The organism is Aquibium oceanicum (assembly GCF_001889605.1).
Classification (GTDB): domain Bacteria; phylum Pseudomonadota; class Alphaproteobacteria; order Rhizobiales; family Rhizobiaceae; genus Aquibium; species Aquibium oceanicum.
On sequence record NZ_CP018171.1, the window covers coordinates 2,240,925 to 2,254,435 of the forward strand.

General features: G+C 65.3%; 11 protein-coding genes and 2 tRNA genes. 9 read left to right on the forward strand and 4 right to left on the reverse strand.

What is annotated here, in order from left to right; genetic code table 11:
* Positions 1-9 precede the first annotated feature (9 nt).
* The 3 genes from clpX to BSQ44_RS11125 all read right to left on the reverse strand — a co-directional run bounded on the left by clpX (position 10) and on the right by BSQ44_RS11125 (position 3,460).
* A complete protein-coding gene (gene clpX / locus BSQ44_RS11115) occupies positions 10-1,284 on the reverse strand; it encodes an ATP-dependent Clp protease ATP-binding subunit ClpX (RefSeq protein ID WP_072604051.1) in 1,275 nt (424 codons plus the stop codon).
* Positions 1,285-1,583: 299 nt separating this feature from the next.
* Positions 1,584-2,216: an ATP-dependent Clp protease proteolytic subunit gene (locus BSQ44_RS11120; protein ID WP_072604053.1), complete on the reverse strand. Its 633-nt coding sequence runs from the start codon at positions 2,214-2,216 to the stop codon at positions 1,584-1,586.
* A gap of 140 nt (positions 2,217-2,356) precedes the next feature.
* A complete protein-coding gene (locus BSQ44_RS11125) occupies positions 2,357-3,460 on the reverse strand; it encodes an NAD(P)/FAD-dependent oxidoreductase (RefSeq protein ID WP_072604056.1) in 1,104 nt (367 codons plus the stop codon).
* Positions 3,461-3,546: 86 nt separating this feature from the next.
* Here BSQ44_RS11125 and BSQ44_RS11130 point away from each other — a divergent pair, with 86 nt between their 5' ends.
* The 7 genes from BSQ44_RS11130 to BSQ44_RS11160 all read left to right on the forward strand — a co-directional run bounded on the left by BSQ44_RS11130 (position 3,547) and on the right by BSQ44_RS11160 (position 11,251).
* Positions 3,547-4,797 (forward strand): cytochrome P450, encoded by a 1,251-nt coding sequence (locus tag BSQ44_RS11130; RefSeq protein WP_072604058.1) that lies wholly within the window; start codon positions 3,547-3,549, stop codon positions 4,795-4,797.
* Positions 4,798-5,049: 252 nt separating this feature from the next.
* A complete protein-coding gene (locus tag BSQ44_RS11135; protein WP_072604060.1) occupies positions 5,050-5,541 on the forward strand; it encodes a formate dehydrogenase subunit gamma in 492 nt (163 codons plus the stop codon).
* On the forward strand, positions 5,538-7,094 hold the full coding sequence (locus BSQ44_RS11140; protein WP_072604062.1) for a formate dehydrogenase beta subunit: 1,557 nt from the start codon (positions 5,538-5,540) through the stop codon (positions 7,092-7,094). The genes BSQ44_RS11135 and BSQ44_RS11140 overlap by 4 nt, the downstream gene beginning before the upstream one ends.
* Positions 7,091-7,303: a DUF4287 domain-containing protein gene (locus BSQ44_RS11145; RefSeq protein ID WP_072604065.1), complete on the forward strand. Its 213-nt coding sequence runs from the start codon at positions 7,091-7,093 to the stop codon at positions 7,301-7,303. Before BSQ44_RS11140 ends, BSQ44_RS11145 begins: the two co-directional genes overlap by 4 nt.
* A 10-nt stretch (positions 7,304-7,313) precedes the next feature.
* Positions 7,314-10,199, forward strand: a complete 2,886-nt coding sequence (gene fdhF / locus BSQ44_RS11150; protein ID WP_072604067.1) for a formate dehydrogenase subunit alpha — start codon at positions 7,314-7,316, stop codon at positions 10,197-10,199.
* Between the two features lie 58 nt (positions 10,200-10,257).
* A complete protein-coding gene (fdhD, locus tag BSQ44_RS11155) occupies positions 10,258-11,028 on the forward strand; it encodes a formate dehydrogenase accessory sulfurtransferase FdhD (protein WP_072608000.1) in 771 nt (256 codons plus the stop codon).
* Complete coding sequence (locus BSQ44_RS11160; RefSeq protein WP_072604069.1) at positions 11,018-11,251, forward strand: formate dehydrogenase subunit delta; 234 nt, start codon at positions 11,018-11,020, stop codon at positions 11,249-11,251. Before fdhD ends, BSQ44_RS11160 begins: the two co-directional genes overlap by 11 nt.
* A 53-nt stretch (positions 11,252-11,304) precedes the next feature.
* Here BSQ44_RS11160 and BSQ44_RS11165 read toward each other — a convergent pair.
* Positions 11,305-11,380 (reverse strand) — tRNA-Val (locus BSQ44_RS11165).
* A 212-nt stretch (positions 11,381-11,592) separates the two neighbouring features.
* Here BSQ44_RS11165 and BSQ44_RS11170 point away from each other — a divergent pair.
* Together BSQ44_RS11170 and BSQ44_RS11175 are read left to right on the forward strand one after the other, a co-directional pair.
* Positions 11,593-11,669: transfer RNA gene (locus BSQ44_RS11170), tRNA-Asp, on the forward strand.
* 381 nt (positions 11,670-12,050) lie between these two features.
* A complete protein-coding gene (locus tag BSQ44_RS11175; RefSeq protein ID WP_072604071.1) occupies positions 12,051-13,499 on the forward strand; it encodes a sensor histidine kinase in 1,449 nt (482 codons plus the stop codon).
* The last annotated feature ends 12 nt before the right edge of the window (positions 13,500-13,511 follow it).

The following is a 13,511-nucleotide window of genomic DNA, read 5'->3' on the forward strand; positions in this document are numbered from 1 at the left end:
GGATACGTTTCAGGCGACGCTGCCCTTTTCCTTCTTGGATTCCGAATAGATGTAGAGCGGCCGGGCCTTGCCGGTCACCACGTCGTCGGAGATCACGACCTCCTGCACGCCTTCCAGCGCGGGAAGTTCGAACATGGTGTCGAGCAGGATCGCTTCCATGATCGAGCGAAGGCCGCGCGCGCCGGTCTTGCGCTCGATGGCACGCCGGGCGATCGCCGTGAGGGCGGTTTCGTGGAAGGTGAGTTCCACGTTCTCCATCTCGAACATGCGCTGGTACTGCTTGACCAGGGCGTTCTTCGGCTCGGTGAGGATCTGGATCAGCGCCGGCTCGTCGAGATCCTCCAGGGTCGCCAGCACGGGCAGGCGGCCGACGAATTCCGGGATGAGGCCGAACTTCAGGAGATCCTCCGGCTCGACGAGACGGAAGACCTCGCCGCTGCGCCGGTCTTCCGGAGAGGAAACCGTTGCACCGAAGCCGATCGAGGTCTTTCGGCCGCGATCGGAGATGATCTTGTCCAGGCCCGCGAAAGCGCCGCCGCAGATGAACAGGATGTTGGCCGTGTCCACCTGCAGGAACTCCTGCTGCGGATGCTTGCGGCCGCCCTGGGGCGGCACGGAGGCCACGGTGCCTTCCATGATCTTCAGGAGGGCCTGCTGCACGCCTTCGCCGGAGACGTCGCGGGTGATCGAGGGATTGTCCGACTTGCGCGAGATCTTGTCGATCTCGTCGATGTAGACGATGCCGCGCTGGGCGCGCTCGACATTGTAGTCGGCCGACTGCAACAGCTTCAGGATGATGTTCTCGACGTCCTCGCCGACATAGCCCGCCTCCGTCAGAGTGGTGGCGTCGGCCATGGTGAAGGGCACGTCGATGATGCGGGCCAGCGTCTGCGCGAGCAGCGTCTTGCCGCAGCCGGTCGGGCCGATCAGCAGTATGTTCGACTTGGCGAGTTCCACGTCGTTGTTCTTCGACGCGTGCGCGAGGCGCTTGTAGTGATTGTGGACGGCGACCGACAGAACCCGCTTGGCGTAGGGCTGGCCGATGACGTAGTCGTCGAGGACCTTGAGGATTTCCTGCGGCGTGGGAACTCCCTCGCGGGACTTCACCATCGAGGTCTTGTTCTCCTCGCGGATGATGTCCATGCAGAGTTCGACGCATTCGTCGCAGATGAATACGGTCGGACCAGCGATAAGCTTGCGAACCTCGTGCTGGCTCTTGCCGCAGAAGGAGCAGTAGAGCGTGTTCTTGGAATCGCCGCCGCCGCTGTTGCCGATTTTGCTCATGCCTTCCAGTCCTTTCAGTCCCTGCCGGCCTGTGGCCCGAATCGGGGGCGCACGCGTCCGACGGTCAAGCGTGCCGCCTCCTGTTCCTGCATGCAGGCCCCGGCACCTTCGAACGATACACAAAACACGAGGCGCGGCAACGATTCGCCAAAACAGGCCGAGGCTATCCCCCGGGAACTCAACATAGGCTTAACGTAGGCCGCTGCCAGCCCCGTGGGAACACCCGTATGTGACAGAAATGCCGCAGAATGTTTCAAAAATGCGGCATTGCACGGGTACGGCCGAAATGCCGACGGAGATCAGCTCGCAGTCGCGGCCTCGATCGCCTGACGGCTGGAGATCACCTTGTCGATCAGGCCGAAGTCGCGCGCCTCGTCGGAGGTCATGAAGTGATCGCGGTCGAGCGTCTTCTCGATCACCTCGTAGTCCTGCCCGGTGTGCTTGACGTAGACCTCGTTGAGGCGCCGCTTCAGCTTGATGATGTCCTGGGCGTGGCGCTCGATATCGGAGGCCTGTCCGGAAAAGCCGCCGGATGGCTGGTGCACCATGATACGTGCATTCGGCGTCGCGAAGCGCATGTCCTTATGTCCGGCGCAAAGCAGCAGCGAACCCATGGAAGCGGCCTGTCCGACGCACAGCGTCGAAACGGCCGGCTTGATGAATTCCATCGTGTCGTAGATCGCCATTCCGCTCGTCACCACGCCGCCAGGCGAGTTGATGTAGAGCGAGATCTCCTTCTTCGGGTTCTCGGCTTCGAGGAACAGAAGCTGGGCGCAGACGAGCGTGGCCATGCCGTCCTCGATCGGCCCGGTGATGAAGATGATGCGCTCCTTCAGCAGCCGGGAGAAGATGTCATATGCCCGCTCGCCCCGGTTCGTCTGCTCGACGACCATCGGAACGAGGTTCATCGCGGTTTCGACGGGATCTCTCATTGGACGTTTCCTTCGTGGGAGCGATTCGGGCGCATGAAACTGCGGAATCGGCAAGTGACTTGTTGGCGCTAGATAAGGCGCCGTATCCCGCTCGCGCAAGGGCGCGCGGAACATTGCGGACACCAAACCGGCACGATGGTTTACCCGACCTCGGCGCGGAGCCAGGCAAGCAGCCCCGGAAGGTCGGGGCTGTCGACGTGGCTTCCCACGCGCCGCCCGACCGCCGCGCCGAACTTGTAGCCGTGCCCGGAGCAGGCCGAGACGATTAGACACTTCCCGCGCTCGTCCGCAAAGAAGCGCTCGTCGGCGGCGAAGGTATAGGCGCAGGTGACGACATTCTCCACCCGATACGCGCCGAGCCGCACCATCGGTGGTGCAAAGAGGTCGCGGATGGCCTCGCCCTCGCCAGCTTCCGGCACGCGGCGGGCATCGGCGTCGGCGGAAGCGAACTTGTGCAGGCCCGAGCCGAATTTCAGTCCGCCCTCGCCGGAGGGAGGAATGATGTAGCCGTCGGTCCGGCCGCCGACGTCGAGGATCACGGGCGCCGTCTGCCATGCATCCTTCAGGTCGGCAGGCGGCTCGAGGTAGACGACGGCGGTCCGGTAGGTAGTGAGGTCGGAGACGAGGTCTGGGAAGAGCTTCGTCACCCATGCCCCCGCGGTGACCACCACCCGGTCGGTCGACAACGTTTCGCCGGCGCCGATGGTGACGGTTCCGGCGACCGGATCGACGTCGCGCACCAGTGTGTTTTCGAGAACGGTCGCGCCGTGCGACTTCAGCCAGGCCGCCAGCCCGGAGGCTATCCGCCGGCAGTGAAGCGCGCCACCCTCGGGCGAAAAGTAGGTGTAGCGGATGGTAGCCGGGTCGAGGAACGGCCAACGCGCGGCCGCCGCTTCGGGCGAAAACATCTCATAGGGAAAGCCGCCCGCCTTCAGCCCGTCGAGATAGTCCTCCGCCTCGTCGCCTTCTTCGCGCGACACGCACAGAAAGCCGCGCGGATCGAGATGGCTCTCACCGAGATCCGCCCACATCTCGTCCCAGGCCTCGTAGGCCTCGGTGATGGCGCGGCCGTAGCCGGTGCCGGACGGATAGGCGCGGCGGATGATCCGGTGGTGATCCCCGGACGCGGCAAGGGGATTGGGTATGCTGCCTTGCTCGATCAGGGTCACCTCATGGCCGCGTTTGGTCAGCGACCAGGCAGTGGAAAGGCCGGCGATGCCGGCACCGACGACGATGATCTTCATTTCCCGGTCCACTGGCTCCGCGACGGTGTTTGCGGCCGCAAACTACGAACTGGCGCCGCCCTGACAAGCCGCACTATGGTCCGGCCATGAGTCCAGAGACGATCGCGCCTTCCTTCCTGAACTTCGATTCAACGAGCCGCCGTGTCCGGCTGAACCCGCGGGACGCTGACTTCTTTCAGAACCCCTATGTCGCCTATGCGTATCTGCATCGGGTCTCTCCCACCTTTTTTTGGGAAGACTACGGTTTCTGGTGCGTCTCCGGCTTCGAGACGGTAAACCGGCTGCTGCGCGACCGCCGCTTCGGTCGGGAGAACCGATGGGGGCCGCCGGTCAACGTCATCGAAGGCCGCGAGCACCTTTCGGCCTTCGACGCGGCCGAGCGCCACTCGCTGCTCGAACGCGAGGCGCCGGTGCACACGAGGCTCCGCGCCCTGGTGAACCGCGCATTCGTGTCACGACAGATCGAGCGCTTGCGGCCGCGCGTCGAGGCCCTGGCGCACGAATTGGTCGACCGCTTCGACAAGGACCGGCGCGCCGACCTGCTGCCCGCCTTCGCCACGCCCATCCCCGTCACGGTGATCGCCGAGATGCTGGGCGTGCCGGCCGACATGGGCCCGCAACTCGTCGCCTGGTCGAACCGGATGGTTGCGATGTACATGCATCGGCCGACCCGCGACACGCAGGACGACGCCAATGCCGCCGCGCGCGATTTTTCCGCCTTCCTGCGCGGCTATATTGTCCAGCGGCGCTCCGATCCGGGTGACGATCTGCTCAGCCTCCTGATCTCGGCCAGTGAGACCGGCGAGCGGCTGACCGAGGACGAACTGATCTCCTCGGTGATCCTGCTCCTGAACGCGGGCCATGAGGCGACGGTGCATCAGACCGGCAATGCGGTGAAGACCATCCTGGAGCAGGGGGGTGACCCGCGCCGCTTCGTGGCCGCCGAGGCGGACGCGGCGAAAGCCGTCGAGGAATGCCTGCGCTTCGACGCACCGCTGCACATGTTCACGCGCTACGCCTACGAGACCGTCGAGATCGAGCCCGGGGTCGTGGTCCCGCCGGGCGAGAGCGTGGGGTTGCTGCTTGGCGCGGCGAACAGCGATCCGGCGGCGTTCGTCGATCCTCGCCGCTTCGATCCCGACCGGCCGGACCAGAAGAACGTCTCCTTTGGCGCCGGTATCCACTTTTGCATCGGCGCGCCGCTCGCGAGGCTGGAAATGCAGGTGGCGCTGAAGGTCCTGTTCGAACGGCTGCCGGGACTGAGCCTCGCGCAGCCGCCGCGATACCGCGACGGCTTTCATTTCCATGGCCTGGAGAGGCTCGTGTGCGTCTGGTGAGCTGCCTAAAATCAGGGAAACCCTGAGATAGCCACTGCCTCCGTGCTCAGAGCGACGGGATTCCCACAGATCGCTGTCGCTTCTTCGATGGTTTGATAGGAAACGCCTATCGAACGACGGAACAGCTTTATTGAATCCCGTGGTTTTGTCTGGCTTGATAGCCAACAAGCGTGCGTTCGCGAATTCCGTGCCTTGATCTGGCGAAGGGAGTTCAGAGCGACCCGCCTAACAGCCAATCAGGGAGGGCGCTGCATGTCCATGCAGCACGCAAGTACCCAGGCACCAGCCGATGTCGCAGCACGCACGGCCATGGTCGTGGACGAGCACGGGGCGCTCGAAGGCCCGCTGCTTCCGATTCTGCACGGCATTCAGGAGGAGTTTGGCTACGTTCCCGTCGAAGCGCTTCCGGTCATAGCCGATAAGCTCAATCTTTCGCGGGCCGAAGTCCATGGGGTTGCGACTTTCTACCACGACTACCGCAAGCATCCGGCCGGTCGGCACGTCCTGAAGCTCTGTCAGGCCGAAGCCTGCCAGTCCATGGGATCGGACCAGGTCGCGGCGATGGTGAAGTCCGCACTCGGTGTCGGCTTTCACGAAACGGCGGCCGACGGTTCGGTAACCCTCGAGCCGGTCTACTGCCTCGGCCTGTGCGCCTGCGCGCCCGCGGCCATGCTGGACGGCGCGGTGATCGGGCGTATCGATGCCGACGTGGTCGACGAGATCGTCGCGGGGGTCCGCTCGTGACCCACGTCATCTATATACCCGGCGATTCCGGCGCACTGGCGCTTGGCGCGGACAAGGTCGCAAAGGCGATAGCGGCGGAGCTTCAGGGTCGCGGCATGGAAGCGACGATCGTGCGCAACGGATCGCGCGGCGCCTATTTCCTCGAGCCGATGGTCGAGGTCGAGACCGGCGCGGGCCGCATCGCCTACGGACCGATCCGGCCAGGCGACGTGGCATCGCTGTTCGATGCGGATTTCCTGTCTGGCGGAGCGCACCCGAAACTGCTCGGCCGGCCCGACGAACTTCCGTTCCTGACCCGCCAGACGCGGCTCACCTTCGCCCGCTGCGGCATCACCGATCCGCTCTCGCTGGCGGACTACGAGGCCAACGGAGGTCTCGCCGGTCTCAGGAAAGCGCTGGCGGTGTCGCCCCTGGAGGTGGTGAAGATCGTCACGGAATCCGGCCTGCGCGGCCGCGGCGGAGCGGGCTTCCCGACCGGCATCAAGTGGCAGACCGTCCACGACGCCAAGGCCGCCAACAAGTACATCGTCTGCAACGCCGACGAGGGCGATTCGGGCACCTTCGCCGACCGCATGATCATTGAGGGTGATCCCTTCGTGCTGATCGAGGGCATGGCGATTGCCGGCATCGCGGTCGGCGCGACCAAGGGCTACGTCTACATCCGCTCCGAATATCCCCATGCCATTAAGGTGATGCGCCGCGCCATCGAGATCGCGCGCGAGGCCGGGATGCTGGGTTGGAACGTGCTCGGCTCGCCGAATATGTTCGACATGGAAGTGCGCGTCGGCGCCGGCGCGTATGTCTGCGGCGAGGAGACCTCGCTCCTGAATTCGCTGGAAGGCAAGCGCGGCGTCGTGCGCGCCAAGCCGCCGCTGCCTGCGTTGCAGGGGTTGTTCGGCAAGCCGACGGTCGTCAACAACGTCATTTCGCTCGCTTCCGTCCCGGTCATCCTCGACAAGGGTGCCGCATTCTACAAGGATTTCGGCCTCGGCCGCTCGCGCGGCACGATCCCGATCCAGATAGCCGGCAACGTCAGGAACGGCGGTCTCTTCGAGGCGGCCTTCGGCATGACGCTCGGCGAGATCGTCAACGACATTGGCGGCGGCACTGCGTCCGGCCGGCCGGTTAAGGCCGTTCAGGTCGGTGGCCCGCTCGGCGCGTATTTCCCGCCTTCGATGTTCGACACGCCGTTCGACTACGAGGCGTTCGCCGCCAGGGACGGCCTGATCGGCCACGCTGGCATCACCGTCTTCGACGACACCGCCGACATGCTTAAGCAGGCGCGCTTCGCGATGGAGTTCTGCGCCATCGAAAGCTGCGGCAAGTGCACGCCCTGCCGCGTCGGCTCGATCCGCGGCGTCGAGACCATCGACAAGATCGCCTCCGGCGTTCAGCCGGAGAAGAACCTCGCGCTCGTCACGGACCTCTGCAACACGATGAAGTTCGGCTCTCTGTGCGCGCTGGGCGGGTTCACGCCCTATCCGGTCATGAGCGCGATCAACCATTTTCCGGAAGACTTCGCGCCGCGTCCGATGGCGGAGGCGGCGGAGTGACTGAGAAGGTCAAGGGTCCGGCGTCCTACTTCCCCTCGATCGAGAAGACCTACGGGCAGCCGATCGAGCACTGGACCACGCTGATCCGGACGAAGTCCGGCATGAAGCACATGGAGATCGTGAACTGGCTGAAAGCCGAACACGGTCTCGGACACGGCCACGCCAACGCGCTCGTCGCGCATACGCTGGCAAGCAAGCAGGATGGCTAGGAGCATTCCCATGGGCCTGATCCACGAAATCGACTACGGCACCCCGGCCTCCGGATCGGAAAAGCAGGTGACGCTGACCGTCGACGGCTTCACCGTCACGGTCCCGGAAGGCACCTCGATCATGCGTGCCTCCATGGAGGCGGGCATCGCCATTCCGAAGCTCTGCGCCACCGATATGGTCGACGCCTTCGGCTCGTGCCGGCTCTGTCTTGTAGAGGTCGAGGGACGCAACGGTACGCCGTCCTCCTGCACCACGCCGGTGGCGTCCGGCATGGTCGTCCACACCCAGACCGGCCGCCTGAAGGACATCCGGCGCGGCGTGATGGAACTCTACATTTCCGATCATCCGCTCGATTGTCTCACCTGCGCGGCCAATGGCGACTGCGAGCTGCAGGACATGGCGGGCGCCGTCGGCCTGCGCGACGTGCGCTACGGCTACGAGGGCGACAACCACGTCTTCGCCAGGAGCCGGGCGGACGGCGAGGAAAACGACCGCTGGATGCCGAAGGACGAATCCAACCCGTACTTCACCTATGACCCGTCGAAATGCATCGTCTGCTCGCGCTGCGTGCGCGCCTGCGAGGAAGTGCAGGGCACCTTCGCGCTGACCATCGAGGGCAGGGGCTTCGAAAGCCGCGTCTCGGCCGGCATGCACGAGGCCTTCCTCGATTCCGAGTGCGTCTCGTGCGGCGCCTGCGTGCAGGCCTGCCCGACCGCGACGCTGACCGAAAAGAGCGTCATCGAGATCGGCCAGCCGGAACATTCGGTCGTCACCACCTGCGCCTATTGCGGCGTCGGCTGCTCGTTCAAGGCGGAGATGCGCGGCGAGGAAGTCGTGCGCATGGTGCCGTGGAAGGACGGCAAGGCCAATCGCGGCCACTCCTGCGTCAAGGGCCGCTTCGCCTGGGGCTATACGACCCACAAGGACCGCATCCTCAATCCCATGGTGCGCGAGAAGATCACCGATCCCTGGCGCGAGGTCACCTGGGAGGAGGCTTTCGCCCATATCGCGAGCGAATTCCGCCGCATCCAGTACCAATATGGTCGCGCTTCCATCGGCGGCATAACCTCCTCGCGCTGCACCAACGAGGAGACCTATCTCGTCCAGAAGCTGATCCGCCAGGGCTTCCGCAACAACAACGTCGACACCTGCGCCCGCGTCTGCCATTCGCCCACCGGCTACGGCCTCGGCCAGACCTACGGCACCTCGGCAGGGACGCAGGACTTCGATTCCGTCGAGCAGTCGGACGTCATCATGGTGATCGGCGCCAACCCGTCGGCGGCCCATCCGGTCTTCGCCTCGCGCATGAAGAAGCGCATCCGCCAGGGCGCGAAGCTGATCGTCCTCGATCCGCGCGAGACGGAGACCGTCAACTCCGTCCACGCGAAGGCGGACTATCACTTGCCGCTGCGGCCGGGCACCAACGTCGCGGTGGTGACGTCGCTCGCCCATGTCATCGTTACCGAAGGCCTCTTCGACGAGACCTTCGTCCGCGAACGTTGCGACTGGTCGGAGTTCGAGGACTGGGCGGCGTTTGTCGCCGAGGAACGGAATTCGCCGGAGGTCGTGGGCAAGCTGGCCGGCGTCGATCCGGAAGTGATCCGAGGTGCTGCGCGCCTCTACGCCACCGGCGGCAACGGCGCGATCTACTATGGCCTCGGGGTCACCGAGCACAGCCAGGGCTCCACGACCGTCATGGCGATCGCCAACCTCGCCATGGCGACCGGCAATCTCGGCCGGCGCGGTGTCGGCGTAAATCCCCTGCGCGGCCAGAACAATGTCCAGGGCGCCTGCGACATGGGCTCGTTCCCGCATGAATTGCCGGGCTATCGCCACATATCGGGCGAAGCGGTTCGCGATGTCTACGAGAGCCTCTGGGGCGTCAAGCTCGACGACGAGCCCGGCCTTCGCATCCCCAACATGCTGGATGCGGCCGTCGAAGGTTCGTTCAAGGGCATCTACGTCCAGGGCGAGGACATCCTCCAGTCCGATCCCGACACCAAACACGTGGCCGCGGGCCTCGCCGCGATGGAATGCGTGGTCGTGCACGACCTCTTCCTGAACGAGACCGCGAACTACGCCCACGTCTTCCTTCCGGGTTCGACCTTCTTGGAGAAGGACGGCACCTTCACCAATGCCGAGCGCCGCATCAACCGCGTGCGCAAGGTGATGGCGCCCAAGAACGGCCTGGCCGACTGGGAGGTGACGCAGCGCCTCGCGCAGGCGATGGGCCTGACCTGGGCCTACGCGCATCCGAGCGAGATCATGGCCGAGATCGCGCAGACCACGCCGGCCTTCGCCAGCGTCTCCTACGAACTCCTGGAGGAGAAGGGGTCCGTCCAGTGGCCCTGCAACGAAAAGGCGCCGGACGGCACGCCGATCATGCATGTCTACGGCTTCGTGCGCGGCAAGGGCAAGTTCATCCGCACCGAATATGTCGCGACCGACGAGAAGACGGGGCCGCGCTTCCCGCTGCTGCTCACCACCGGCCGCATCCTGTCGCAGTACAATGTCGGCGCGCAGACCAGGCGCACCGACAACGTCGTGTGGCACGGCGAGGACCGGCTGGAGATCAATCCGCACGATGCCGAACAGCGCGGCGTGCGTGACGGCGACTGGGTGCGGCTGGCGAGCCGTGCCGGCGAGACGACGCTCAGGGCGCTCATCACGGACCGCGTCGCGGCCGGCGTCGTCTATACGACCTTCCATCATCCCGACACGCAGGCCAACGTCATCACCACCGACTTCTCCGACTGGGCGACCAATTGTCCGGAGTACAAGGTGACGGCCGTGCAGGTCGCGCCGTCGAACGGCCCGAGCGACTGGCAGCGCGAATACGAGGAGCAGGCCCGCATGAGCCGCCGCATCGAAGGCCGCTTGGAAGCCGCGGAGTAGAGCACCCTTGAGAGAGCCGCTCACCTCCACCACGCGCCTCGCCAGACGGGCCGCCGGCATGCGTGCATCGGCGCGCATGCTGCCGGAGGAGACGCCCGTCGCGCTTTCCTACGCCGGGACCACGCATGCGGTGATGATGGCCTCGCCGGCCGATCTGGAGGATTTCGCGGTCGGCTTCTCGCTGACCGAGGGCGTGGTCGCGTCTCCCGGCGAGATCGAGGCAATCGGGATCGAGCAGGCCGGGGAGGGCATCGATATCCAGATCCGCCTGATCGAGGACGCCAGCACGCGCTTCCAGGCTAGGCGCCGGCGGCTGGCCGGCCCGGTCGGCTGCGGGCTTTGCGGCATCGAATCGATCGAGGAGGCCGTGCGTGCGGTGGCAGACCTGAACGGCACAAGCGCTTCCTTCTCGTCGTCGGACATTGTCCAGGCCGTCCGGCTACTCTCGAAGGCTCAGCCAATGCACGCCGAGACCGGAGCCGTCCACGCGGCCGGTTTCTATGTCCCCGGCAAGGGCATCGTCGCTGCGCGCGAGGACGTCGGCCGCCATAACGCGCTCGACAAACTGGCGGGCGCTCTCGCGCGGGCCGGCACCGACTGCGCACAAGGCGCGGTGGTGATCACCTCGCGCGTCTCGGTCGAGATGGTTCAGAAAGCCGCGGCGATGGGATCGGCCGCGATCTTCGCGGTATCCGCCCCCACTGCGCTCGCGGTGCGCACGGCTGAGCAAGCGGGCATCATGCTGGTCGCGCTGGTCCGCGGCGACGAGTTCGACGTGTTCACCCACCCCGAACGGCTCACCGGTGGAGAGGCCCAGAATGTCGCATGACAAGACCGCGCGCATGGCGAACCAGATCGCCGGCTTCTTTGCATCCAAGCCGCACGAGGAAGCCGTCGCGGGCGTTGCCGAGCACATCAACAAGTTCTGGGAGCCCCGCATGCGCGCCCGTCTGTTCTCCATCTTCAGGAGCGAACCGGAAGCGCTGCACGACCTCGTCCGCGCGGCGATGCCATCCATCCGGCCCGTGCCGGCGGAAGGCGTCAGCGGCTAGAAGTCAGCAGCAAGCGGCGCGATGCCGGTCGGTTGTCGGGTCCGGTCGAATGATGGTGGGCGATGACAGGCTCGAACTGCCGACATCTTCGGTGTAAACGAAGCGCTCTACCAACTGAGCTAATCGCCCCAAGCGCGCGATTTAAGCGGTTTGACGCCCGCGTGCAAGTCTGTCCCACACGATTGCGGCGTACCTTTAATAGGTTCCGCAGCGGTAGCGCGACCCTTGAGGCAGCGCCCGAAAACAAGTTCGCCGCGCGCCGCCAATGCGCTTGACACACAGGGTCGAAGCGCCTAATTCACCGCCCACGACGACGGGCGCGCAAGCCCCAATGTCGGTGCGCGGGTGTAGCTCAGTCGGTTAGAGTGCCGGCCTGTCACGCCGGAGGTCGCGGGTTCGAGCCCCGTCACTCGCGCCATTTCTTTTCACAGCATCGCGGTGCTTTCTCGCCCATATGTCCCGTTCGCTGCCACCAGGCTTCTCCAGCCTCCGCCGATACGCGGCCGGGGTATAGAAGGCGCCGCCGGGCATGGGTGCGAGGGTACTCTTCCGGGTTCAGCATGCTGCCTTCGCGGCTTCAAACCGCACCGGGCCGTCGCGGGACGGAGGCCGAACTGGGCCTGGCTTTCTTTCCGTCTTGCTAGAATGTCACATTTTCCTTCCCTGCGGACTCATCCACGCGTGACAGTGGACCTGAGCGGCGAATCCCGAGTATAAAATCGCGCAGAGGGGACGGCCAAACTCCGGGAGTAGTGAACTGTTTCGAACAACCGATGCCGGTTCGCTGGACCTTGAGGCGATGTTCAAGGCTTCCCCGAACGCGTACGTCATTTTCGACGAAGCCCTGAACATCGTTACCTGCAACGACGCCTATCTCTCGGCCGTGGGCCGCGGGAGCAGCGAGGAGATCGTCGGGCGTTACCTGTTCGACGCCTTCCCCAGCCCCACCGAGAGCGCGAGTTACAATCTCCTGCGCCGGTCGCTGGACAAGGTGTTGACGACGCACGAGCGCGACCACATCGCCGTCATCCCCTACGACACCTCCCAGCCCGGCGATCGACCGAACATGCGCTATTGGAGCGCCACGCACACGCCCGTCTTCGACGCGAGCGGCGTGTTCCGCTACATCCTCCAGCACACCGTCGACATCACCGAGTTGCAGAGGCTGCGCGAGCGCGGCGCGCGCGAACTGGTCGCGGAAGCGGGCGTGTTGCAGCGGGCCCGCGAGGTGCAGGCCGCCAACCAGGCGATCAGCGCCGAAAGCAAGCTGCTGCGCGACATGTTCAAGCAGGCGCCCGGCTTCATCGGCATCCTGGCGGGGCCGGGGCACCACTTCATCCTGGCGAACGACGCCTACGAGCGGCTCGTGGGTGGCCGCAGTCTGGTCGGGCTCACCGTCGCGGAGGCCCTTCCAGAGGTGGTGGACCAGGGGTTCATCGATCTCCTGGACGAAGTCTACCGCACCGGCGAGCCCTATGTTGGCACCAACATGCCCGTCTCGCTGCGGCAGCAGGACGGCGATGAGCCGGAGAAGCGCTACATCGACTTCGTCTATCAGCCGATCTTCACCGACGACGACCAGGTGAGCGGCATCTTCGTGCAGGGACATGACGTCAGCGACAAGGTGGAGGCCGAGCGCCTGCAGACGCTGCGCCGCAGGGAACTCGGCCATCGGCTGAAGAACCAGCTCGCTATGGTCCAGGCCATCGTGAACCAGACGCTTCGCTCCTCGACGGATCTGATGGCGGCGGGCAAGACGGTGTCGGAGCGGCTCCTGGCTCTGGCGGGGGCGCACGAGAGCCTGATTTCGGGGTCGAGCGGCAAGACGACGGTGGGCGAAATCGTCAGGAAGACCATGGAGGTCCATGACGATCAGCGCATGCCGCGCATCCGGGCGGAGGGGCCGCACATGCAGATCGCCTCGCGTCCCGCCCTGTCCCTGTCGCTCATCCTTCACGAGCTTTCCACCAACGCCACCAAGTACGGCGCGCTGTCGGGGGAAGGAGGCAGCGTCAGCCTGACATGGGGGAGGGAAACGGATGGCGATACGTTGCTTTTCACCATGACCTGGCGCGAGGAAGGCGGTCCGCCGGTATCGCCGCCCGGCAAGAACGGCGCGGGGACGCGGCTGATCAAGGCGGGCCTGGCCGGCACCGTGGATTCGAAAGTCGAGATTGAGTTCGAGCCGGGTGGGGTCGTGTGCCGGGTCACGGCCGAACTGGATAGCTTCGGGCGCGAGGAAGCGTGACGCTCGGGCACC

Bases quoted from the DNA above. Each gene is read 5' to 3' on its own strand.
- clpX (WP_072604051.1), bottom strand. From the start codon at position 1,284: ATGAGCAAAATCGGCAACAGCGGCGGCGGCGATTCCAAGAACACGCTC.
- BSQ44_RS11120 (WP_072604053.1), bottom strand. From the start codon at position 2,216: ATGAGAGATCCCGTCGAAACCGCGATGAACCTCGTTCCGATGGTCGTC.
- BSQ44_RS11125 (WP_072604056.1), bottom strand. From the start codon at position 3,460: ATGAAGATCATCGTCGTCGGTGCCGGCATCGCCGGCCTTTCCACTGCC.
- BSQ44_RS11130 (WP_072604058.1), top strand. From the start codon at position 3,547: ATGAGTCCAGAGACGATCGCGCCTTCCTTCCTGAACTTCGATTCAACG.
- BSQ44_RS11135 (WP_072604060.1), top strand. From the start codon at position 5,050: ATGTCCATGCAGCACGCAAGTACCCAGGCACCAGCCGATGTCGCAGCA.
- fdhF (WP_072604067.1), top strand. From the start codon at position 7,314: ATGGGCCTGATCCACGAAATCGACTACGGCACCCCGGCCTCCGGATCG.
- fdhD (WP_072608000.1), top strand. From the start codon at position 10,258: ATGCGTGCATCGGCGCGCATGCTGCCGGAGGAGACGCCCGTCGCGCTT.
- BSQ44_RS11160 (WP_072604069.1), top strand. From the start codon at position 11,018: ATGTCGCATGACAAGACCGCGCGCATGGCGAACCAGATCGCCGGCTTC.
- BSQ44_RS11175 (WP_072604071.1), top strand. From the start codon at position 12,051: ATGTTCAAGGCTTCCCCGAACGCGTACGTCATTTTCGACGAAGCCCTG.